We start from the raw sequence: 20,548 nt of genomic DNA, 5'->3' as shown, positions 1-20,548 counted from the left end.
CCGACCCATGCCTGAACCCGGAAGGAGGTGAACCGCGATGACCACTCGCAAGCTCGGCCGCTTCCGCTCCACGCTGCTGGACTCCGCGCCGGTCGTGGTCCTGGCCGTCATCGCGGCCGTGGGCTCCTTCACCCACATCTCCGAACTGGCCGCCGAACACGGTCAGTACGGCTGGCAGTCCTGGGCGGTCGCGGTGTGCATCGACCTGATGTGCGTCATGGCCGCCCGTGAACTCCAACGCGACAAGCGCACCGGCCGTCCCCGGCGGGGGCCGCTCTCCTGGCCCGCTCTCGTGCTGGCCGGCGGGATCGTGCTCACGCTGGCCGCCAACCTGGCCCGTGCCGAGGCGTCGGTCTGGGGGTGGATCTGCGCGGCGATGCCCGCGGTGGCCTTCCTCGTGGCGGTCTCCATGCTGGAACGCCGCGCCTCACACCGGCCTCCGCCTCCGGCCGTATCCGTCGTCGACCTGGCGACGGAGGCCGCTCCCGAGATCGACACGACTCCCCTCCCCTCGTTCGACATGGCCGAGGAACCACCGGGCAACCCGCCTGGGCCGTCCCCTGCCCTGCTCACCTTCGCCCGACGGCTGGCCGACGAGCACAGCGCCAAACACGGCCGTCCCATCACCGCCGACCTGCTCCGCACCCGCATGGGGGTCTCCGGCGACCTCGCCGCCGACCTGCTGCGGCAGATCACCACCCAATCCGCCTGACCGGAAGGAACGACGTCATGACCTTTCCCAGCCTCGCCCACCTGATCGAGGCGGCCCGTGCCTGGGTGCGCGGCTCCTACGCCACCGAAGCCGCCGTGGAGCTGCTGGTCCACCACGGAACCTGGCTGGAGCGGAGCGACTTCCTCCGCATGGCCGTGGAGTACGTTCCGGGGGTCTACGCCGACGCCCCGTACGCCGTCATCTCCTGGGACACCATCCACTCCGCGATGTACAACGGCCTCCTCCCCTGCTCCGGTGCCGAGGCCGCCATCTTGCGCATCGCCCTCAGCCTCGCCGAGGGGCACCCCGTCGACCTCGGCCCGGCGATCATCCGCCTGGACAAGAGGAACCTCATGTACGTCCTGGCCGCCATCCGGCACGCCAGCGGTGACCGGTCCTCCTGGGGCACCATCCCGCAGGACACGCCATGACGCGGACCACCGCCGACAGGCCGAAGCGTCCCCGCCGTACTCGCGCCTCCACCCCGATCCCCTGTCCCGACTGCGGCGGAGAGGGACAGGTCCCGGCCTCGGTAACCATCGGCACCGGCAAACGACGCGCCACCTTCGACACCTGGGCGTTCTGCCTGACCTGCTCGGGTTCGGGGCTGGCCTCCGCCACATGATCCGGCTGGTCTGTCCCTTCTGCTCGTGCTGTGCCCGCTACGGCTGCGAGTTCGACGGTGACCCGGACGACTGCGATCGCCTCGACAACGCCGACGACACCCCCTGTCCCTGCCCTGACTCCGACTCCGCGGAAGGAGGAGACACCTCGTGATCCACGCCTACGCCTGCGGCACCTGCAACGGCACCGGCCTGATCAACGACGACAGCGACAGCAGCGCCTACCAGGTCGCGGTCACCTGCGATGACTGCGGCGGCACCGGAATCAACACCTGATCACCCTTCACGACGCCACCACGGGGCGGCTCAAGCCTGGCAGCCCACCGCCTCGTGGGGCGTCGTCTCCTCCACTCACTCGCAAAGGAAGCACCAGTATGCGCCATCGGCCATACGCGGACGGTGACAACCACGGCTCCGTCCGCGTCCGCCTCCCCCACAGGAACAACCACCTGACCACCGTCGACCACCCCGACCACGAGAGCACCGGGAAGGAGGAGAAGTGACCGACCAGCCCACACCCATCGGTGATCTCATCGGCCCGGTCATCCGGGACCTGGCCCACCGCTCGGGGCAGGACCTGAACCGCTGGCTACAGCAGGTCGACCGGCTGCGCGGCTGCTCCGCCCCTGTCCGCCTGGTCGGGGAGGTCTCCACCCTCGACCCCGGCACCGGGGAAGTCCTGCACCACTACTCCACCGGTGGGGAGCCACACGGCCAACTGCTCGTCCGCTGCGGCAACCGGCGGGCCTCACGCTGCCCCGCCTGCGCCGAGACGTACCGGGCCGACACCTTCCACCTGATCCGCGCGGGCCTGCTCGGCGGAGACAAGGGCGTCCCGGCCACCGTGAGCGCTCACCCGCGTGTCCTGGCCACCCTCACCGCTCCGAGTTTCGGCCCGGTCCACCGTGGCCCCGGCAAGGACGGCCAGGCCGACATCTGCCACCCGCGCCGCAACGGCCCGGCCTGCTTTGAACGGCACGGCTCCGACGATCAGCGCATCGGCCAAGCGCTCGACCCTGACGCCTACGACTACGTGGGCCACGTCCTGTGGAACGCCCACGCGGGCGCGCTGTGGCACCGCTTCGGGGTCTATCTCCGGCGGCACCTGGGCAGTTCGGCCGGGCTCACCCGCGCCGAGTTCAGCCGACGGATCCGGCTCTCCTTCGCCAAGGTCGCCGAGTACCAGGCGCGCGGAGTCGTGCACTTCCACGCCGTGGTCCGCCTCGACGGCCGTACCGAGGACGGGATCACCGAACCACCGGCCTGGGTCACCGTGGAACTGCTCACCGAGGCCATCGACTCTGCGGCGAAGACCGTACGGCTCGACGTCCCGGACCCGTACGGCGGGGCCATGCGAGATCTGTGCTGGGGCGCGGTCGACGTGCGGCCGATCGCCTCGACCGGCCCGGACGGGGCTTCACTCTCTGAGGCGGCGGTGGCCGGCTACATCGCCAAGTACACGACCAAGTCCGCCGAGACCTCCGGCACCCTGGACCGGCGGGTCAAACGCTCCGACCTCGCCCAGCTCGAACAGCGCGGCGTCACCGCGCACGCCACCCGGCTGATCCGCACCGCGTGGGAACTCGGCAACCCCGAGACCCACCCCGACCTCGCGCCGCTCCGGCTCCGGCAGTGGGCTCACACACTCTGCTTCCGCGGCCACTTCTCGACCAAGAGCCGGGCCTACTCCACCACCATGACCGCCTTGCGCCGCGTCCGCCTGGAGTACCGCCAGGCCCGTGACCTTGAGCGGCTGCCGTACAACCCCGCCACCACGCTCACCCTCGCGAACTGGAGGTACGCGGGACAGGGCTACACCGCGGGGGAATCCGCGCTCGCCACCCAGCTCACCGATCGCTCCGGCAGGAGGTAACCATGCGCCGTAACGTGATTCAGCTCGTCCCCCGGCCCTCTGAGCCGTCCGACCCGGTCCCGGACTCCAGCCGGGCCGTCTACACCGTCACCGAGGTCGCCCGCCTCCTGTCGCTCTCTCGGGGCACCGCCTACGCCTCGGTGCGCGACGGCACGATCCCGGCCCTCCGGGTCGGCGGCCGGTGGGTGATTCCCAAGCGGCGCTTTCACACCTGGCTCGACGGACGGGCGGAAGGCGAGGAGCGCTGACATGGGCCACATCACCAAGACCAAGGCGGGCACCTACCGGGCCAACTGGCGCGACCAGAGCGACCGGCAGCGCTCGAAGACCTTCGCCACCAAGCGGGAGGCGACGGCGTTCCTCGCCGAGATCAACAGCTCGCTCAACCGAGGGACCTACGTCGACCCGCACGCGGGCAAGGTCAAGTTCGGCCCCTACGCGGAGAGCTGGCTGAAGTCCCGTAACCACGAGCTGGCCACGGCCGCCCGCGACGAGTCGATCATGCGGAACCACGTTCTGGCTCGCTGGCGGGACGTCCCCCTCGGCAAGATCGACCACTCGGCCGTCCAGGCGTGGATCACCGACCTGGGCAAGCGGCTCTCTCCGGCGAGCGTGATCGAGTGCAACCGCCTGCTCTCCGGCGTGCTGCGCTCGGCCGTGCGAGACCGCATCATCGGTGCCAACCCCTGCGAGGGGGTGCGACTGCCCAAGCGTCGACGCCAGGACGACGATGACCGGATCATCACCCGCGAGGAGTTCACCGCCCTCCTCCGTCACGTCCCCGACCGCTACCGCGCGGTGGTCGCCCTGGCGGCCGGAACCGGGCTGCGCTGGGGTGAGTGCGCCGGTCTGCGGTGGGACGCCGTCGACCTCGACGCCGGAACCCTGCGGGTGCTCCGGGTCGCCGTGGAGGTCAACGGGCACGTCACCATCAAGCCCTACCCGAAGTCCAGGGCCGGACGGCGGGAGGTCCCGCTTCCCCAGTTCGCGGCCGATCTCCTCACCCGGCACCGGGACACCTTCCCCGCGGGGCCGCTCGGCGAAGTCTTCACCGTCCGCAGTGGCAACCTGATGAGCCGCCACACCTTCCGTGCCCGCGTCTGGCGGCCGTCCCTCGTCCGGGCCGGGCTGCTCGGCTCGGTCTCGGACCTCGGTGAGGGGTTCCTCGGTACCTGGAGCGACAAGGGGGGCACCGAACGGCGTAGGAAGTTCGCGACCCGTGAGGAGGCCGTCTCCTACCTCGCCCAGCACGCGGGCGAGGGCCTGCGCTTCCACGACCTGAGGCACTGCTACGCCACCTGGCTCGTCTCCGACGGCGTCCCCGTCAACGACGTCGCCGGGCTCATCGGCCATCAACAGATCTCGACCACGCTCAACCGCTACACGCACGCCTCCCGCGACCGCAACAGCAGGGCTCGCGCGGTGTTCGCTGACTTTTCGCTGACTCCGTCTCCCGAATTTCTCCCAGAGGCGGCTACTAAGGGGATGACAAGCGGGCGAGCGGAGGAGGACACCGAGTTGTAGATCAAGCTCTGAACAGCGAAAAGGCCCGGTTCCATGATCTGGAGTCGGGCCTTTCGTCTGGTGGAGATGAGGGGATTCGAACCCCTGACCCCTTCGATGCGAACGAAGTGCGCTACCGGACTGCGCTACATCCCCAAGACGCCCCCTAGGTTAGCAAACTTCCGGGGCGGCTCGCGCCATCCACGGCGCACCGCACCGGCGGGGCGAGCTGATCAGTTACCGACCGCTCGGCGCGGCGGTTCGGCGTACTGGTCGAAGAGTTCGTCGCGGTGCGCGTCCAGGTCGATGATCTCCGCCACCGGGCGCCGGGCCTCCAGTTCGGCCCGCCTGCGGGCGCGCCTGACCCGCTCCTTACGGGCCCGGACGGCCGCTCTGTGGTGTTCGGCGTCGATCTGGGCCGAAACCCGGAGGACGGCCAGATAAAGCCCCAGAAGGAACGCCGAGGGCGTCACCCCCCACCAAGGGATCACCTGGATGGCGGCCGTGACCGCGGAGGCGAGGAGCAGCAGCACGGAACAGAGGGTCAGCCGCCGACGCTTGGCCACCCTCCGTGACCGGCGGCGGCGTTCGGCGCGGCGGCGCTCCGCCCGGTGACGGTCGGGCCGGGGCCTTCGGGGCGGCGGTTCGGGTCCGCTCCCCTCCGGTGACCGGCCGGACGCCGGAGTCGGGGACGACTGGCCGGACATCGGGGTGGAGACCCGGGAAGGCGTCCGGGAGCCGGACCCCATGGAGAACGCCTGAGTGGGCGATGACGGAGACATCTGTGGAGGCGGCGGCGCGGACGCGGTGCCGGCCTCCTCCTGAAGAGGTTCGTCCTCCATCTGAACGTACGGCTCGGCGCTCTCGTGAATCTCGGCGAGAGTGGTCCGGTCGCGGCGTAACCACATGGGCACGAGCACGCACAACCACATGACGACAATGGCCAGGTACAGAAGAACACTGCTCACGGCCACCTCCGGGCAGCATGAAAACGCCTGGGGTCCCTTGGCGTCTTCCATGTGCTCACGTCACGCACAGTAAGACCGCGTGTCACTATTTGACGAGTATTCGGTGCGGTGTGTCGCGAGATCTTCAAACCTCTTCATGGGGAGAGCCACCATGAGCGGCCGACTCGCGGGCTCTCCGCCATCGCACCAGCAAACCTCTTGGTGCGTCTTCGACCGTGAGCGCGTAACAAATGTGGTCGCGCCAAGCACCGTCGATGTGCAGATGCCGCCGTCTGATGCCTTCTTCCCTAAAGCCAAGCTTTTCAACCACTCGGCGGCTCGCGTGATTTTCCGGGCGGATATTCGCCTCGATACGGTGCAACCCGGTGGTAAAGAAACAGTGGTCGACCGCCATGGCCACGGCGGTCGGAATGACACCCCGTCCCGCGAGGGCGCCGTCCACCCAGTAGCCGATCTGGGCCGACCTGGCCGAACCCCAGACGATGGCGCCGACGGTGAGCTGGCCGGCGAAGGCACCTCGGTAGGTGACCACCCAGGGCAGGGCGAGCCCCTGCCTGGCCTCGCGGCGGAGCGTGCCGGCCATCGAGATGTAGGGGCCGAGGCCAGTGCGGAACAGCGGGGTCTCGGGGTTGCTCGGCTCCCAGGGGCGGAGCCAGCGGGCGTTGCGCAGCCGCGTCTCACGCCATACACGCACATCTCTCAGGCGCAGCGGCCGAAGTCCCACAGGGCCTTCCGTCAGGGTCACCGGCCAGCCACGAAGTCGATCCACGCCTCCATCATCCCCCCAAGACACGCCGACGTGCCATGTGACGACCGGGCCGGTGAGCGGGCATGGTCACGGATGGTCATGGGTGGTCAGGGGTGGTCAGCGCGGATGGTCTCCGCCGCGGATCTGCTCCACCGCGTGCCGGAGGACCGGGGAGAGGACGGCCATGCCATCGCGGACCCCGCCCGAGGAGCCCGGCAGGTTGACGACCAGGGTGTGACCCGCCTGCCCGGCGAGGCCCCTGGACAGGATCGAGGTGGGCACCCTGTCGCGGTTGGCCTGGCGGACGGCCTCGGCGATGCCGGGGATCTCCCGGTCGAGCACCCTGGCGGTCATCTCGGGGGTGAGATCGGCCGGTGTGAGGCCGGTGCCGCCGGTGGTGACGATCACGTCGTAGCCCTCGGCCACACCGGACCGGAGCGCCGCCTCGACCGGCTCACCGTCGGGGACCACCCGCGGACCGTCCACGTCGCATCCGACCGCCGCGAGGAGCTCGGCCAGCAGTTTTCCCGACTTATCCTCGTATATCCCGGCGGAGGCCCGGTTGGACGCCGTGATCACCAGAGCTCTCATGCCGTCATCCTCCCAGCTCCCCCGGCCGCGTCCGGGCTCCGATGTCCACCCGGCGCATCCGGGCTCCGATCCTCACACCGTCACCGACCACGGCCGGACCTCCCCCGCGAAACCCGGTGGACGGAGCCGCCCCGCCTACGGCCTGGTCCAGACGCCGGTCTTGCCGCCGGTCTTCTCCTCGACCCGGACATCGGTGATCATCGCCGCCGGATCCACCGCCTTGACCATGTCGATCAACGCGAGCGCCGCGACCGAGACGGCGGTCAGCGCCTCCATCTCCACCCCGGTACGGTCCGCGGTCCTGACCTGGACGCCGATCTCCACTCCGTCGTCGACCACGGTCAGCTCGACCTTCACCCCGTGCAGCGCGATCGGGTGGCAGAGCGGGATCAGGTCCGGGGTGCGCTTGGCGCCCATGATGCCGGCGATCCGCGCGGTGCCCAGCGCGTCGCCCTTGGGGACCTCCCCCGAGCGGAGCAGGGCCACGGCCTCGGCGCGGAGCAGCACCTTGCCGGTGGCGGTCGCCGTACGGACGGAGACGTCCTTGGCGGAGACGTCCACCATGCGCGCCGCGCCGGTCTCGTCGATGTGCGTGAACCCGTTCATGCCGACCCCCTTGTCCACGGCTCCGCGCGGGGTGACCTCGGCGCGGACCCGGTGCCGCCTGTCTGCTCGCTCACAGCGGGATGACCTCCACGGTCGCGCCCTCGGGCACCTCCGTGACGTCCTCGGGGACCACCACCAGGGCGTTGGCCAAGGCCAGCGCGGCGAGCTGGTGCGAGCCCTGCCGGGGCACCGGGGCGACCGAGCCGTCGGCGGCCAGCACCCCGCGCAGGTAGGAGCGCCGGCCCGCGGGCGAGCGGAGTGAGGAGGTGGTCACCGCCCGCACGGTGGGCGTGGGGCCCGCGGGCAGGCCGCGCATCTTCCGCAGCGCCGGCCGGACAAACAGCATGAACGACACGAAGGACGACACGGGGTTGCCCGGCAGGGCGAAGATCGGAATCTGGTCCTCGCCCACGACCCCGAAGCCCTGGGGCATGCCCGGCTGCATGGCGACGCGGTCGAATCGGACCGTGCCAAGCGGGGCGAGCGCCTCCTTGACCGGCTCGTAGGCCCCCATCGAGACGCCACCGCTGGTGATCACGGCGTCGGCCCGCAGGAGTTGCGCGTCGAGCTGGTCGAGGAACCGCCCGGCGTCGTCGGCCGCGATCCCGGACCGGTACCCCTCGCCGCCGGCCTCGCGGACGGCGGCGATCAGGGTGTAGCTGTTGGACTCCCAGATCTGGCCCGGGGCCAGGGGGGTGCCCGGCTCGGCCAGTTCGGCACCGGTGGAGATGACCACCACGCGGGGGCGGGGCCGTACCACCACCCGGCGGCGGCCGACACCGGCCAGAATGCCCAGCTGCGCGGGGCCGATCAGGGCCCCCGCGGCCAGCACGACGTCGTCGGGGCGGACGTCCTCGCCCACCCTGCGGATCGCGTTCCCCCGGGCCGCGGACCGCCCGATGACGACGTGCTCGGTGCCGCCGTCGGTCCACTCGACCGGGATCACGGCGTCGGCGCCCTCGGGCATCGGGGCGCCGGTCATGATCCGCATGGTCGTACCGGGGGCGACCACGAGGGGCCGGCCGTCGCCGGCCGCGATGTCGCCGGTCACCGGCAACGTCACCGGGACCCGCGCGACGTCCTCGGCCCGTACGGCGTAGCCGTCCATGGCCGAGTTGTCGAACGGCGGAAGCGGGACCGGGGAGACCACGTCCTCGGCGAGCGTGGTGCCCAGCGCCCCCTCAAGTTCGATCTCCAGCGAGGCCAGCGACCGCACGGTGAGCAGAATGTCGGCGAGGTGCTCGTCGACCGATCTCATCGGACTCGCCGGGCCGGTGGGATTCATCGGGCTTGTCGGGTTCATCTGGAGGCCAGGAACTCTCTCAGCCAGGGAAGGAACTCCGGCGCCAGGTCGGAGCGGTCGGCGGCGAACTGGACCACCGTACGCAGGTAGTCGAGCTTGTTGCCGGTGTCGTAGCGGCGACCGCGGAACAGCACGCCGTGGACGGGGCCACCCTCCTCGGAGCCGCGACCCGCCAGGGTGCGCAGGGCGTCGGTGAGCTGGATCTCGTTGCCACGGCCAGGCGGGGTGTTCTCCAGGACCTCGAACACCGCCGGGTCGATCACGTAGCGGCCGATGACGGCCCAGTTGGAGGGGGCCTCCGCCGCCGGGGGCTTCTCCACCAGGTCGGTCACCCGGACCACGTCGCTCTCGGCGGTGGGCTCGATGGCGGCGCAGCCGTACAGGGAGACCTGCTCCTTGGGCACCTCCATCAGCGCCACGACGCTGCCGCCGTGGGCGCGGCGGACCTCGATCATGCGTTTGAGCAGCTCGTCACGGTAGTCGATCAGGTCGTCGCCGAGCAGGCAGGCGAACGGGTTGTCGCCCACGTGCTGCTTGGCGCAGAGCACGGCGTGGCCGAGACCTCGCGGTTCGCCCTGCCGTACGTAGTGCAGGGTCGCGAGGTCCGCGGGCTCGCGCACCTGGGAGAGCCGCTCGTCGTCTCCCTTGGCCTCCAGCATGTCCTCCAGCTCGATCGCCCGGTCGAAATGGTCTTCGATCGAACGCTTGTTCTTGCCGGTGACCATGAGGACGTCGAGCAGCCCGGCGGAGACGGCCTCCTCGACGACATACTGGATCGCGGGCTTGTCGACGATGGGCAGCATCTCCTTGGGAGTCGCCTTCGTCGCCGGTAGGAAGCGGGTGCCCAGGCCCGCGGCAGGAACGACGGCTTTGGTCACGAGATCGAAGTCGGCCATACCAAAACCTTAGTGGAGGGGTTGTGGACAAGCTGAGGCTGCGGTCGGCTATCGAGGCCACACGTGCCTCGATCCCGGAGGCCGAGCGGCACGCGGCCTCCGTCAGGACGCGGGAGAACCTGCTGGAGCAGCCGTGGGTCCAGATGGCGGGGCTGGTCGCGTGCTACTGGTCGGCCGGGACGGAACCCGCGACCCACGGGCTGGTCTTCGCGCTGTGGAAGCACGGCGCGACCGTGATCCTGCCGGTGCTCCGTGACGACAATGATCTTGACTGGGCGGTGTACGACGGGCCCGACACCCTCGCCCCCGGCCGATTCGGGATCATGGAGCCGGTGGACGTCCGACGCGGCGTCGACGCCATCAGGACCGCCGCGCTGGTGATCGTGCCCGCGCTGGCGGTCGACCGGACCACCGGGGTACGGCTCGGCCGCGGCGGCGGCTCCTACGACCGGGCGCTGGCGAGGGTCGGTCCGAACGTACCGACGGTAGCGCTTTTGCACGAGGGCGAACTTCTGGAAGACGTGCCCGCCGACCCTCATGACCTGCCGGTTCGCTATGTGGCACAGTCCAACGGGATCACCGATCTGGTTACGGGGCGTGTCTGACTAGTGGGTCGAATACGACACAATGGTCCCGAAGCCGGAGAGGGGGCCAGATCCAGATGGGGTTGGATGTCTGGCTGCTTCTCGGTGCCGCGATCGTCATCGCGGCGATCATCGCGGTACGGATCGCTCACGGGAGCGGGCTGCCGAGCCTCCTGATCTTCCTGGGCTTCGGCCTGCTGGTCGGGGAGTCGGGGCTCGGGCTCCAGTTCGAGAACCCGGTGCTCGCCCAGCAGATGGGCATGAGCGCCCTGGCGATCATCCTGGCCGAGGGCGGCCTGACCACCAACTGGCACCATGTGAAACGCTCCATTCCCACCGCGCTGATACTCGGCACCGTCGGGGTCGGGGTGAGCATCGTGGCCGTCGCGGTCCCGGTGCACCTGCTGCTCGGCATGGACTGGCGGACCGCGCTGCTGCTCGGCGCGATCCTCGCGTCCACCGACGCGGCGGCCGTCTTCTCCGTACTGCGCCGCCTGCCCCTGCCCTCGCGGCTGGCCGGCGTGCTGGAGGCCGAGTCCGGTTTCAATGACGCGCCCACTGTCATCGCGGTGGTGCTGCTGAGCGCCGCCACCGCGCCCAGTCTGGGCGGCGCGCTGCTCCTGGTCGTCTTCGAACTGCTGATCGGCGCCGCGGTCGGCCTGGCGGTGGGCCCCCTGGGCGTGTACGCGCTGCGGCGCATCGCGCTGCCCGTCTCCGGCCTGTATCCGATCGCGGTGCTGGCGCTGGCGTTCGTCGCCTACGCCGGCGCGACGCTCGTGCACGGCAGCGGCTTCCTGGCGGTCTACCTGGCCTCCCTCGTCATGGGCAACTCCCGGATGCCGCACCGCGCCTCCTCCCGGGGGTTCGCCGAGGGCGTGGCCTGGCTGGCCCAGATCGGCCTGTTCGTCATGCTCGGCATGCTGGCCAGCCCCTCGGAGATGCCGTCGGCGATCGTGCCCGGCCTGGTGACCGGGCTGATCCTGGTCGCGGTGGCCCGCCCGCTGTCGATCGTGGTCTCGGCCTTCCTGGTACGGCTGACGGGGCTCGACCGGCTGAACTGGCGGCAACAGGCGTTCCTGTCCTGGGCGGGCCTGCGCGGCGCGGTGCCCATCGTGCTCGCCACCATCCCCTGGGCCGCCAACTCGGTGCACAACGGCGTCGCCAAGCTCGTGTTCAACGAGGTCTTCGTCATCGTCGTGGTCTACACCCTGATCCAGGGGCCGACGCTGCCCTTCGTGGCGAAGCTGCTCGGGCTGACCACCCCCGACGAGGCCCGTGATCTGGAGGTGGAGTCGGCGCCGCTGGAGGAGCTCAACGCCGACCTGCTGCAGATCAGGGTGCCGCCGACCTCCAAGCTGCACGGCGTGGAGATCTTCGAGCTGAGACTGCCCACGGACGCCCAGGTCACCCTGATCGTCAGGGACGGCAAGACCTTCGTGCCCGCGGACTCGACGAGGATCAGGGTCGACGACCAGCTCCTGGTGGTGACCACCGCGACGTGCAGGGAAATGGTCGAGCGGCGGATGAAGGCGATCAGTCGCCGGGGTAAACTCGCCGGCTGGTTCGGTGAACAGGGCGCCTGACCGGGGCCGGGCCGACCGGCGTGGTCCGGGAGCGGGGCGGGGGTGCGGGCGCGCGCCGTACGGGAACATGCGGGAACATCGGGAAGCCGCGTGCGCGGCGGCCGCCGATTAGCCAGAATTCCGCATGGAATGGGATAGATCCGACTCGCGTTTATGCTTGTCGGCTGCCTATCATTAGCAGTCGCGTCAGTAGAGTGCCAATCGGCGCGAACAGAAAGAGGAGGAGCGCGTGCCCACCTACCAGTACGCCTGCAGTGCCTGTGGCAACGAGTTCGACATCGTCCAGAGGTTCTCCGACGATGCGCTCACCGAGTGCCCGGCCTGCGCCGGTGAACTACGCAAGGTGTTCTCCGCGGTGGGCATCGTCTTCAAGGGCTCGGGCTTCTACCGGACCGACAGCCGGTCCTCCTCGTCCAGCACCGTCGGCTCGGGCGCCCCCTCGGCGTCGGGTTCGACCACGGAGCCGAGGTCCACCGACTCGAAGTCCACCGAGTCCAAGCCCGCGGAGTCCAAGCCCGCGGCGGCCGCGAGCAGCCCGGCTCCGGCGGCCTCCTGACCCTGACGCCCAGGACACCACCGGGTCAGCCGTTACGGGGGCGGTCGGAGGTCGAGCCGAGCATCTCGTGCGGAAGCCTCTCCAGCAGCTCGCGGAGCCCGGGGTGCTCACCGGGGTTCCAGTCGTCGATCAGCCGCCCCAGCCCCTCGCGCGCCTCGGCGACCAGCTGGCCGGCCACCCGCTCTCCCTCCGGGGTGAGTTCCAGGGACGCCCCGCCGTCCATCCGGCGGGCCAGCCCCCGCGCGACGAGCAGGTCCGCGTACGGCCTCCCCTGATCGACCGTCACCCCGGCCCGCCTGGCCAGTTCCGCGCCCGCCTGCCGGCCCCGGGTGCTCAGCCGCGCGATCAGCCACACGGAGCCGGGCGGCAGGTCCAGGCGCGCCAGGTCGCCCAGGCGGCGGTAGTAGTCCCGGCGCATGTCCACGTCGGCCAGCCGCCACAGCCCGCGTTCGACCACGGCGAGCGAGGACCGCTCGGTGGGGACCGCGCCGTAGCACTCGCCCAGGTCCGTGGCCCTGGTGGTCTCCCGCAGGGGTGGTTCGGGCAGCAGCCAGGCCGCGGCGAAGGCGACCAGGGTCACCGGCGCGCTGTAGAGGAACACCTGCGCGATCGCGTCGGAGTACGCCGCGAGGAACGCCGTGGCGGTCTGGGGCGACAGCCTCCGGATGACCGTGGGGTCCGACTGGACCGCGTTCTCCAGGGCGGGCGGGAGCCGTACCGTCCGCGCCAGCCGCGCCAGGTCCTCGGTGAGCCGTGAGGTGAAGATCGAGCCGGCGATCGCGACGCCGAAGGAGCCCCCGATCGAGCGGAAGAAGGTGGCCCCCGAGGTGGCCACTCCCAGCTCCTCGAAGCCGACGGCGTTCTGCACCACGATCACCAGCACCTGCATCACCAGGCCGATGCCGACGCCCAGCACGAGCAGATAGACGCTCAGCTCGAAGGTGGAGATGTCCGGCCGGACGTGGGAGAGCAGGTAGAGCCCGAGCGTGGTGACCCCGGTGCCGACGATCGGGAAGATCTTGTATCTCCCGGTGCGCGTGATGACCTGCCCGCTGACGATCGAGGTCAGCAGCAGGCCCGCCATCATCGGCAGCAGGTGGATCCCCGACATCGTGGGCGAGACGCCCTGGACGACCTGGAGGAACAGCGGCATGTAGGTGAGTGAGCCGAACATCGCGAAGCCCACCACGAAACCGATGAGCGAGGCGACGTTGAACGCCCTCAACCCGAACAGGTGCGGGGGCAGCACCGGCTCCGCGGCCCGCTTTCCGGCCTGCCACCACAGCACCAGCAGCATCGCCGAGGCGACCGCCAGCCCGATGACGACCGGATGACTCCAGGGGTATACGGTCCCGCCCCAGGTGGTCATCAGCACCAGGCAGGCGGCCGCGGCTCCGAGGAGGAGGATGCCGGGATAGTCGATGACGTGGCGCCCGCGGTCCGTGTCGGAGGGCAGCACCGAGAAGATCACGACCAGCGCGACGGCCCCGATCGGCAGGTTGACGTAGAAGACCCAGTGCCAGGACAGATGATCCACGAAAAGACCGCCGAGCAGCGGCCCCGCGACGCTGGAGACCGCGAACACCCCGCCGAAGAACCCCTGGTACCTCCCCCGCTCCCGGGCCGGCACGACGTCTCCGACGATCGCCTGGGCCAGCACCATCAGGCCGCCGCCGCCCACCCCCTGCAGGGCGCGGAAGCCGATCAGCTGGCCCATGTTCTGCGACAGCCCGCAGAGCGCGGAGCCGATCAGGAAGATGACGATCGCGCTCTGGAACAGTCTCTTCCTGCCGTACTGATCGCCGAGTTTGCCCCAGAGCGGGGTGGAGACCGTCGAGGCGAGCATGTAGGCGGTGACCACCCAGGAGAGCTCCTCCAGGCCGCCCAGATCGCTGACGATCGTCGGCAGCGCGGTCGAGACGATCGTCTGGTCGAGCGCGGCCAGGAGCATGCCGAGCATGAGGGCGCCGATGACAAGGCCCAGCCCCCTCGCGCCAGTCCTGCGGGACTCCTGAACGCTCATCGCGCCCGGCGTCCGGACTCCCCGGCGCTCACTCCCGGACGCTCACTCCCGGGCACACGTTCCCAGCCCTCATCTCGCCCCCCCGATCGATATATCGCAGGTCATACCCAATGTGATCAGATCACCACATCGGATCCGGGGTTATCCACAGGGCGGGGGCCGGGTCTCCGCACTGTCCACAGGACGGGGCCGGGCCTCCTCAACCGCTCCCCTGTACGGCTAGCCTCTGCGCCATGGTCACTCACGTGGATATCGGGGTCATCGGCGGCTCGGGCCTCTACTCCCTGCTCGACGACGCGACGGAGGTCGAGGTCGCCACCCCCTACGGCCCGCCCAGCGACGTCGTCACCGTCGGGCGGATCGGGTCCAGAGCGGTGGCCTTCCTGCCCCGCCACGGCCGCGACCACCGCTTCCCGCCCCACCTCATCCCCTACCGCGCCAACCTGTGGGCCCTGCGTTCCCTGGGCGTCCGCCAGGTGCTCGCCCCCAGCGCGGTCGGCTCGCTCCGCCCCGAGGTCGGCCCCGGCACCCTGGTCGTCCCCGACCAGCTCGTCGACCGCACCTCGGGCCGCCCACAGACCTACTACGACACCGGCGGCGTCGTCCACGTCGCCTTCGCCGACCCCTACTGCCCCTCGGGTCGCGCGGCGGCCGTCTCCACCGCCCGGTCCACCGGCTGGGACCTGGCCGAGGACGGCACGCTCGTGGTCATCGAGGGCCCCCGCTTCTCCACCCGCGCCGAGTCCCGCTGGTTCACCGCCAACGGCTGGACGATCGTCGGCATGACCGGCTTCCCCGAGGCGGTCCTCGCCCGCGAGCTGGCCATGTGCTACACCACGCTCTCCCTGGTCACCGACCACGACGCCGGGGTCGAGGCCGGGGACGGCGTCACCCACGAGGAGGTCCTCGCCTTCTTCGCCTCCAACATCACCCGGATGCGCTCCCTCATCGCCGACGTCGTCACCGCCCTCCCCCAGGACCGGACCTGCCCCTGCCCCAACGCCCTGGACGGCCTCCGCCTCCCCTTCCCCCTCCCCGGCTGATCCCCCTCTGAAGCGTGTGCTCCCCCGACGGAGCCGACCGTCCACGCATCCCCACGAAGTCAGTCATCCGCGCCTTTCTCCCCTGGAGTCGGTCATGCGCGTCCTCCGCCGTCTGGTCGGCCGGCGCCACCGCCTGGTCGCCACCGCCGTCGCCGCCCTGGCAACGGTGTGCGCCGTGATCGGGCTACGGCCCGACACCGCCTCGGTCGCCGTCCTCGCCGCGGCCAGAGACCTTCCGGGCGGCATACTCCGCACCGCCGACCTCAGGGTGGTCGCCCTGCGACCCGGCACCGTCCCCGACGGCGCCCTGAGACCCGGCGCACCGATCGCCGGAAAGGTCCTGACCGGTCCCGTCCGGCGCGGGGAGCCGCTGACGGACGCCCGCCTGCTCGGCCCCGGCCTGCTGGCCGCCCACGGCCGGGGAACGGTCGCCACCCCCGTCCGCGTCGCCGACCCGCAGACCGCGCGCCTGCTCTCACCCGGCGACGTCGTGGACGTGCTCGCCGCCGCCGCGCGCTGGGACGGCTCCACCCCCGCCAGGACCGTGGCCGAAGACGTCACGGTTCTCGCCGCCCCCGCCGGCGAGCCGGACCAGGGTTCCCTGGTCGTGCTGGCCACCACCTCGGCGCAGGCGGTCGAGCTGGCCTCGGCGCAGGCCGACGGCCGCCTGTCGATCACCATCGGCGCTCGTACGGGATAGTTTTCCCGACAGCCGGAACACAAGGTAGTTTCCTCGATACCCAATGGAATGAAACCCGCGCGACGCCGGACACACGGACGACGGGCGGGGCACGGAGCAAGGAGTGACCATGATCGATGGATTCAAGAAGTTCCTGCTACGCGGCAACGTGGTGGAACTCGCCGTCGCAGTGGTAATCGGCGCCGCCTTCACCGCCATCGTGAACTCGTTCGTCAAGGACGTCCTCACACCGTTGATAGCGGCGATCGGCGGTCAGCCCGACTTCTCCAAGCTCACCCTCTGGATCGGCTCGGGCGAGATCAAGTACGGTCTCTTCCTCAACGCGCTGATCTCGTTCCTGATGGTGGCGTCCGTCATCTACTTCATGGTCGTCCGCCCCTACGAGAAGATCTCCTCCTGGTTCGCCAAGGAGGAGGAGATCACGATGCGCGAGTGCCCGGAGTGCCTGTCGGAGATCCCCAAGGCCGCCGTCCGCTGCTCCCACTGCACCGCCTCGGTCACCCCCGTACTGTGACCCGGCCGTGACGGCCTACAGCACGGATCCCAGCTCCGGGTCATACTCCCAGTGCCACGGCTCGAAGGGGCTGGAGTAGGCCCACTTGGGGTGTATCCAGCCGAACTGCTTGCCGTTGGCCTCCAGCCAGGTGAACTCGGCCGACCGGAAACGCTCCACCCCTCCGCACAGGTCGACGGCGAGCCCCAGGCCGTGGTTGCTACGGCCCGGCACGGCGGCGAAGCCTGGCCGACGGTAGTAGACCGACTGCTGCTCGGCCAGGCTCCGGTAACTGTCCGTAACGCACATGGGCCTGCCGAAGCGTTTCCGGTAAGCCTCGTTGAGGCTGATGAACGCGATCGCCGCGTCACCCCGCAACTGGTTGCCCCGCTGCTGGAGCGGACAGAGATAGGCGGCCGGGATCAGGCCGTTGGGGAAACCGTTCGCCGAGGAGGCCCTGGTCGGGTCACACCCGGCCGAGGGGTTACCGGACCTGTCGACCTTGACGCCCAGCTTCACCAGCGCCTGGGTCAGCGACTTCACGATCTTGGCAGAACGCGCCCTGAGCGTCTCGATCTCGGCGCCCATCTGCGCCTCCGACAGGAGGTTGCCCGCCCGCAGTTCCTGCGCCTCGGCGGTAAGCCGCTCCCGCTCGGCCTGTAAGCGGCCGGCGTCCTCAAGGACCTGGTTCCGCTCGGACACCAGGTGGGTGACATCGGCCATGGCCCGGAGGGTCGACTCATCGGACGCGCCGGACAGGAAGGCCGCCGCGTCGTCGCTCAGAGGTCGCTGGTAGAGCTGACTGACCAGATCCGAGAGCGGCTGCCGTACCTCGGCGAAGGACTTCTCCGCGGCCTGCAGCTCGCGCAACTTGACGGCGAGCTCCCTCTCCGAGGCCCGGATCCTGGCCCGCCGCTGCTCCAGCGCCTTCGTCGCGTCTTCGAGGTCCTTGGCCGCCTTCTCCGCCTCGCGACGCAGTTCGGTGAGGTTGACGGGGTCGCGGAGCAGCCCGGTAAGGCGCACCGGCTCACTGACGACGACCGGTCGGGCCTCGATCGGCGCCTGCCTCGCGACAGCCACTCCCGGGAGAAGGGAGGACATCGTCGCGACGACGGCGACCAGACCCGCTGATCGACGAGGTGGCACGTTCGACCCCTCCGTTTGCGAACTCGTGACCTGGGTCAGGCACGCACGTTACTACAGCCAGCCAAGTGTCTGGGTCAGACTCTCCGCAGCCGATATGCGCCGAACACCCCATTTAGCAACCCCCTCATTCATGCCATTCGTCGCGATTGCTCCTTGCACACCTCCCACAACCAGGTCTCCCGCCACTCAGCCGGGCAGCCGAACCCCGCTTCGGACCGCTCCTGCCGCGGCGCCCGCCTCGCCCTCGGCGCCAAAGATTTCCGGGGCACGGCCCTCCGTACGGCCGGCGGAGCCTCCGCCGGCGTGGCATCCTCGGTGGACCGGTGTACGTCCGTCACGACCGTCGGAGGCATCAACCCCCCGTAGGTCCGGTCCGGCCCGTACGGCGGAGGCACGATCCTCGGCTCCATCACCACCCCCCGGCCGGGCACGACCGGAACCACGCCAACCGCCCCCTCCCGGCCCCTCACCCCGCCCCCCTCCACCCCGTTCCCAACCCCCTGCGCCCCGTTCCGGGGCCCCGACTCGGCCACGATTCCCTGAACAACCGCCCGATACCCGGTAAGCTCAGCCACCAGGAGCCCTACCGCCAGAAGCGCGGGTGCCAGCATCGCCCCGCACAGCACCAGAGGCCGCAGCGCACGCCGCCCCCGGATCCGCTTCCGTCGCCGTTCCATCACAGACCGCGACACTAGCCACGCCCACCCGGCCCACTCAGGCGCTTGCCGCCCCTTTACCGCAGCTCAGCAAAGCGATAACCCGCCGATCGCCCCCCAACCCCCCTCCAACCACACATCCACTCCCCACTTTCGCTACTCTTACAGGGAGCCCCTGCCTCCGTAGCTCAGGGGATAGAGCACCGCTCTCCTAAAGCGGGTGTCGCATGTTCGAATCATGCCGGGGGCACCTAGTTGATCTTTTAATTTGCTTCGTGACCTGGGAGTTCTTCCCGGGTACGACCTGCACCGCGTGCAGCCGTGGGCCGCCGAACGCAGCCCTGAATCGCTGGTCGCGGTCTATTCACGGGATGATCTTCGAGCTGTTTGGCCAGCCCACACGGGGCGAGAACGCCTCGGAGGGTCAGACTGGGAAGCCGGTCGGCCTCTGGATCTCAGTCGTCGGCGGCGACCAGGAGCGACAGGGTTCCGGCGATGCGATCAACGAGAACCAACTCGTGGAAGTCGATGTGAACACCGCCCCAGTCGTGAAATGCCCCATGGCCGAGATTCTTCAGCCGGTATCTCTCGGCGGCCTTTGCGACCAGCGGGTGAACTTCGTTCTCCAATCGGACGAGCAGTTCCACGGGCAGGGGGCCGAACTGCTCCGCCCAGCCGCGCAGAATGGCGCTCGCGCTCACCTCGTCAGTCCGCTCGTATGCAGCCGGGCTCACGTTCCGCAGCCAGTAGGGCCCGTGGCGGAGCCCGCCGGCATCGACTCCCCCTCCGGCGTAGTCGTCCCTGTACCGCTCATGGCCGATCAGTTCCGCCAGCAGACGGGCATCATCGGCGTCCGGGCCAGACAGGCCGAAGCGCTTGATGTCGACCCAGCGGTACGCATGATGATCGAAGTCGAACTCACGGAAGTTGATGAATATCTGATCTTGATACCTGAGTGTCTCTTGCATGTCCAAACAGTAAGAGCAGCCGAATCAATGGATTCGGCTGCTCTCCTCCCTTCCGGTGAAGGCCGGTCTCATGTCTCCAGAGCTTTGGTGATCTACCCGTTGGCACGCGCTTTCTGCCCCTCGATGCACTTGGCGTAGACGCGAAGGAGCACGTCCACACCGTGCCCGGCACGCTGAGCCACCTCGGTCGGAGGAACGCCCGCGTTGAGCCATAGAGACTGAGCTTCCCCCTAGAGAACGGACACCTTGCCTGAGTTGGCCCTGGGTCAGCTGGGAAGGAAGGGATCCGTGCCCGCACCACATCCACCTGAGTTTCGGGGTGGAAGAAAAGCATCGGCTCCTTCGCCTGCCCGGTCAGGTAGCCGAGCGTCTTCCCATAGAGGGGGTTGTTGCCGCCGAAGAGCACCGAAGGCGGACCGAAGGTCTCAAGCACCTCGCTGAGCACGCGGTCCTGGGCAACCCAGGTGCTCAGTTTCTGGCGCATGGACTCATGCTCGTCGGCCGTAAACACCCTGTCCGCCTCCAGCCACCCACGAGCGCGGACGAACTCCGCATAGACCGACGCCACGCCGTACTCGTAATCACCTGGCACCAAAGCTCTGAACGCTCCCGTCACACCGATCGAGGTGAGGGTCCCGCGAGACTCCATCGCCTGCCGCTCCTCGGTCCACGCCTCGTCCTGGCGCTCGGCGTAGACGAGGTGATCGAGTATCAGCCGCAGAGCCATCTCCCCGCCGAACATTCCAGGATGGCGAAGTGCCTGGTTGAGTTGGTCGACGAGGTAGCCACGAATCTCGGAAGGGGAGCGTGGTCCGCAGGACGCTGTCATAACACCATCCTCGCCTCAGGAGGTGAGACGCCGGGGACCTCGCGTAATCGGGCCCTCTCCCCAATGTGTGGACACCTTGAGTGCCGGATGATGGACATCCGGAGGCAAGGAGTTCCACGTGGCGATGAAGTCGTATCCGCCGGA

General features: G+C 69.6%; 24 protein-coding genes and 2 tRNA genes. 15 read left to right on the top strand and 11 right to left on the bottom strand.

The features are described 5' to 3' along the window. The first annotated feature begins 37 nt into the window (after positions 1 to 37). From ACWEF2_RS28335 to ACWEF2_RS28300, 8 genes are all read left to right on the top strand, one after another. On the top strand, positions 38 to 712 hold the full coding sequence (locus tag ACWEF2_RS28335) for a DUF2637 domain-containing protein (RefSeq protein ID WP_453819381.1): 675 nt from the start codon (positions 38 to 40) through the stop codon (positions 710 to 712). Positions 713 to 729: 17 nt separating this feature from the next. Continuing rightward, complete coding sequence (locus ACWEF2_RS28330) at positions 730 to 1,143, top strand: hypothetical protein (RefSeq protein ID WP_453819380.1); 414 nt, start codon at positions 730 to 732, stop codon at positions 1,141 to 1,143. After that, the gene (locus tag ACWEF2_RS28325; RefSeq protein WP_453819379.1) at positions 1,140 to 1,337 is read left to right on the top strand and encodes a hypothetical protein; all 198 of its coding nucleotides are present in this window, start codon (positions 1,140 to 1,142) and stop codon (positions 1,335 to 1,337) included. Before ACWEF2_RS28330 ends, ACWEF2_RS28325 begins: the two co-directional genes overlap by 4 nt. Before the next feature lie 148 nt (positions 1,338 to 1,485). Next, positions 1,486 to 1,611, top strand: a complete 126-nt coding sequence (locus ACWEF2_RS28320; protein WP_453819378.1) for a hypothetical protein — start codon at positions 1,486 to 1,488, stop codon at positions 1,609 to 1,611. Between the two features lie 98 nt (positions 1,612 to 1,709). Then, complete coding sequence (locus ACWEF2_RS28315; RefSeq protein WP_355599890.1) at positions 1,710 to 1,838, top strand: hypothetical protein; 129 nt, start codon at positions 1,710 to 1,712, stop codon at positions 1,836 to 1,838. Beyond that, entirely contained in the window at positions 1,835 to 3,208 is a 1,374-nt protein-coding gene (locus tag ACWEF2_RS28310; RefSeq protein WP_453819377.1) for a replication initiator, read from the top strand. The genes ACWEF2_RS28315 and ACWEF2_RS28310 overlap by 4 nt, the downstream gene beginning before the upstream one ends. A gap of 2 nt (positions 3,209 to 3,210) precedes the next feature. Then, positions 3,211 to 3,456 (top strand): helix-turn-helix domain-containing protein, encoded by a 246-nt coding sequence (locus tag ACWEF2_RS28305; protein ID WP_453819376.1) that lies wholly within the window; start codon positions 3,211 to 3,213, stop codon positions 3,454 to 3,456. Between the two features lies 1 nt (position 3,457). Continuing rightward, positions 3,458 to 4,732: a tyrosine-type recombinase/integrase gene (locus tag ACWEF2_RS28300; protein ID WP_453819375.1), complete on the top strand. Its 1,275-nt coding sequence runs from the start codon at positions 3,458 to 3,460 to the stop codon at positions 4,730 to 4,732. A gap of 58 nt (positions 4,733 to 4,790) precedes the next feature. Here ACWEF2_RS28300 and ACWEF2_RS28295 read toward each other — a convergent pair. From ACWEF2_RS28295 to galU, 7 genes are all read right to left on the bottom strand, one after another. Beyond that, positions 4,791 to 4,867 (bottom strand) — tRNA-Ala (locus ACWEF2_RS28295). Between the two features lie 77 nt (positions 4,868 to 4,944). Continuing rightward, positions 4,945 to 5,679: a divisome protein SepX/GlpR gene (gene sepX, locus ACWEF2_RS28290; protein ID WP_453819374.1), complete on the bottom strand. Its 735-nt coding sequence runs from the start codon at positions 5,677 to 5,679 to the stop codon at positions 4,945 to 4,947. Between the two features lie 124 nt (positions 5,680 to 5,803). Continuing rightward, a complete protein-coding gene (locus tag ACWEF2_RS28285; protein ID WP_355599885.1) occupies positions 5,804 to 6,448 on the bottom strand; it encodes a GNAT family N-acetyltransferase in 645 nt (214 codons plus the stop codon). Positions 6,449 to 6,544: 96 nt separating this feature from the next. Beyond that, on the bottom strand, positions 6,545 to 7,018 hold the full coding sequence (locus tag ACWEF2_RS28280) for a MogA/MoaB family molybdenum cofactor biosynthesis protein (RefSeq protein WP_453819373.1): 474 nt from the start codon (positions 7,016 to 7,018) through the stop codon (positions 6,545 to 6,547). Positions 7,019 to 7,153: 135 nt separating this feature from the next. Continuing rightward, entirely contained in the window at positions 7,154 to 7,624 is a 471-nt protein-coding gene (gene moaC, locus ACWEF2_RS28275) for a cyclic pyranopterin monophosphate synthase MoaC (RefSeq protein WP_453819372.1), read from the bottom strand. 70 nt (positions 7,625 to 7,694) lie between these two features. Continuing rightward, complete coding sequence (glp, locus tag ACWEF2_RS28270) at positions 7,695 to 8,882, bottom strand: molybdotransferase-like divisome protein Glp (RefSeq protein ID WP_453819371.1); 1,188 nt, start codon at positions 8,880 to 8,882, stop codon at positions 7,695 to 7,697. A gap of 41 nt (positions 8,883 to 8,923) precedes the next feature. Then, the gene (gene galU, locus ACWEF2_RS28265) at positions 8,924 to 9,823 is read right to left on the bottom strand and encodes a UTP--glucose-1-phosphate uridylyltransferase GalU (protein ID WP_453819370.1); all 900 of its coding nucleotides are present in this window, start codon (positions 9,821 to 9,823) and stop codon (positions 8,924 to 8,926) included. A 23-nt stretch (positions 9,824 to 9,846) separates the two neighbouring features. Between galU and ACWEF2_RS28260 the strand changes: the two genes are divergently transcribed. The 3 genes from ACWEF2_RS28260 to ACWEF2_RS28250 all read left to right on the top strand — a co-directional run bounded on the left by ACWEF2_RS28260 (position 9,847) and on the right by ACWEF2_RS28250 (position 12,546). Continuing rightward, positions 9,847 to 10,428: a 5-formyltetrahydrofolate cyclo-ligase gene (locus tag ACWEF2_RS28260; RefSeq protein WP_355599880.1), complete on the top strand. Its 582-nt coding sequence runs from the start codon at positions 9,847 to 9,849 to the stop codon at positions 10,426 to 10,428. A 56-nt stretch (positions 10,429 to 10,484) separates the two neighbouring features. Beyond that, the gene (locus tag ACWEF2_RS28255) at positions 10,485 to 11,990 is read left to right on the top strand and encodes a potassium/proton antiporter (protein ID WP_453819369.1); all 1,506 of its coding nucleotides are present in this window, start codon (positions 10,485 to 10,487) and stop codon (positions 11,988 to 11,990) included. A gap of 229 nt (positions 11,991 to 12,219) precedes the next feature. Beyond that, a complete protein-coding gene (locus ACWEF2_RS28250; RefSeq protein ID WP_453819368.1) occupies positions 12,220 to 12,546 on the top strand; it encodes an FmdB family zinc ribbon protein in 327 nt (108 codons plus the stop codon). A 25-nt stretch (positions 12,547 to 12,571) separates the two neighbouring features. Here the strand turns inward: ACWEF2_RS28250 and ACWEF2_RS28245 are convergent, their stop codons facing one another. Beyond that, complete coding sequence (locus ACWEF2_RS28245) at positions 12,572 to 14,569, bottom strand: MFS transporter (RefSeq protein ID WP_453819367.1); 1,998 nt, start codon at positions 14,567 to 14,569, stop codon at positions 12,572 to 12,574. A gap of 233 nt (positions 14,570 to 14,802) precedes the next feature. Here ACWEF2_RS28245 and ACWEF2_RS28240 point away from each other — a divergent pair, with 233 nt between their 5' ends. From ACWEF2_RS28240 to mscL, 3 genes are all read left to right on the top strand, one after another. Next, positions 14,803 to 15,612 carry an S-methyl-5'-thioadenosine phosphorylase gene (locus ACWEF2_RS28240; protein WP_453819366.1) on the top strand — a complete coding sequence of 270 codons (810 nt, stop codon included), beginning with the start codon at positions 14,803 to 14,805 and terminating at the stop codon, positions 15,610 to 15,612. 94 nt (positions 15,613 to 15,706) lie between these two features. Beyond that, positions 15,707 to 16,312, top strand: a complete 606-nt coding sequence (locus ACWEF2_RS28235) for an RcpC/CpaB family pilus assembly protein (protein ID WP_453819365.1) — start codon at positions 15,707 to 15,709, stop codon at positions 16,310 to 16,312. A gap of 109 nt (positions 16,313 to 16,421) precedes the next feature. Further along, positions 16,422 to 16,826: a large conductance mechanosensitive channel protein MscL gene (gene mscL / locus ACWEF2_RS28230; RefSeq protein ID WP_453819364.1), complete on the top strand. Its 405-nt coding sequence runs from the start codon at positions 16,422 to 16,424 to the stop codon at positions 16,824 to 16,826. Positions 16,827 to 16,841: 15 nt separating this feature from the next. On the opposite strand, the gene ACWEF2_RS28225 is transcribed toward mscL, so the two are convergent. Then, positions 16,842 to 17,951, bottom strand: a complete 1,110-nt coding sequence (locus ACWEF2_RS28225; protein WP_453819363.1) for a D-alanyl-D-alanine carboxypeptidase family protein — start codon at positions 17,949 to 17,951, stop codon at positions 16,842 to 16,844. An 833-nt stretch (positions 17,952 to 18,784) separates the two neighbouring features. Between ACWEF2_RS28225 and ACWEF2_RS28220 the strand changes: the two genes are divergently transcribed. Continuing rightward, positions 18,785 to 18,857 (top strand) — tRNA-Arg (locus ACWEF2_RS28220). Between the two features lie 205 nt (positions 18,858 to 19,062). Here the strand turns inward: ACWEF2_RS28220 and ACWEF2_RS28215 are convergent. Both ACWEF2_RS28215 and ACWEF2_RS28210 read right to left on the bottom strand, forming a co-directional pair. Further along, a complete protein-coding gene (locus ACWEF2_RS28215; RefSeq protein ID WP_453819362.1) occupies positions 19,063 to 19,575 on the bottom strand; it encodes a hypothetical protein in 513 nt (170 codons plus the stop codon). Next, on the bottom strand, positions 19,526 to 20,302 hold the full coding sequence (locus ACWEF2_RS28210; protein ID WP_453819361.1) for a hypothetical protein: 777 nt from the start codon (positions 20,300 to 20,302) through the stop codon (positions 19,526 to 19,528). The genes ACWEF2_RS28215 and ACWEF2_RS28210 overlap by 50 nt, the downstream gene beginning before the upstream one ends. Between the last annotated feature and the right edge of the window lie 246 nt (positions 20,303 to 20,548).

Source organism: Streptosporangium sp. NPDC004631 (assembly GCF_053601935.1).
This window is presented reverse-complemented; position numbering and strand designations above follow the sequence as displayed.

Coding starts and splice junctions, on each gene's coding strand:
- ACWEF2_RS28335 (WP_453819381.1), top strand. CDS start 38: ATGACCACTCGCAAGCTCGGCCGCTTCCGCTCCACGCTGCTGGACTCC.
- ACWEF2_RS28330 (WP_453819380.1), top strand. CDS start 730: ATGACCTTTCCCAGCCTCGCCCACCTGATCGAGGCGGCCCGTGCCTGG.
- ACWEF2_RS28325 (WP_453819379.1), top strand. CDS start 1,140: ATGACGCGGACCACCGCCGACAGGCCGAAGCGTCCCCGCCGTACTCGC.
- ACWEF2_RS28315 (WP_355599890.1), top strand. CDS start 1,710: ATGCGCCATCGGCCATACGCGGACGGTGACAACCACGGCTCCGTCCGC.
- ACWEF2_RS28305 (WP_453819376.1), top strand. CDS start 3,211: ATGCGCCGTAACGTGATTCAGCTCGTCCCCCGGCCCTCTGAGCCGTCC.
- ACWEF2_RS28300 (WP_453819375.1), top strand. CDS start 3,458: ATGGGCCACATCACCAAGACCAAGGCGGGCACCTACCGGGCCAACTGG.
- ACWEF2_RS28280 (WP_453819373.1), bottom strand. CDS start 7,018: ATGAGAGCTCTGGTGATCACGGCGTCCAACCGGGCCTCCGCCGGGATA.
- moaC (WP_453819372.1), bottom strand. CDS start 7,624: ATGAACGGGTTCACGCACATCGACGAGACCGGCGCGGCGCGCATGGTG.
- glp (WP_453819371.1), bottom strand. CDS start 8,882: ATGAGATCGGTCGACGAGCACCTCGCCGACATTCTGCTCACCGTGCGG.
- galU (WP_453819370.1), bottom strand. CDS start 9,823: ATGGCCGACTTCGATCTCGTGACCAAAGCCGTCGTTCCTGCCGCGGGC.
- ACWEF2_RS28255 (WP_453819369.1), top strand. CDS start 10,485: ATGGGGTTGGATGTCTGGCTGCTTCTCGGTGCCGCGATCGTCATCGCG.
- ACWEF2_RS28245 (WP_453819367.1), bottom strand. CDS start 14,569: ATGAGCGTTCAGGAGTCCCGCAGGACTGGCGCGAGGGGGCTGGGCCTT.
- ACWEF2_RS28240 (WP_453819366.1), top strand. CDS start 14,803: ATGGTCACTCACGTGGATATCGGGGTCATCGGCGGCTCGGGCCTCTAC.
- ACWEF2_RS28235 (WP_453819365.1), top strand. CDS start 15,707: ATGCGCGTCCTCCGCCGTCTGGTCGGCCGGCGCCACCGCCTGGTCGCC.
- mscL (WP_453819364.1), top strand. CDS start 16,422: ATGATCGATGGATTCAAGAAGTTCCTGCTACGCGGCAACGTGGTGGAA.
- ACWEF2_RS28215 (WP_453819362.1), bottom strand. CDS start 19,575: ATGCAAGAGACACTCAGGTATCAAGATCAGATATTCATCAACTTCCGT.
- ACWEF2_RS28210 (WP_453819361.1), bottom strand. CDS start 20,302: ATGGCTCTGCGGCTGATACTCGATCACCTCGTCTACGCCGAGCGCCAG.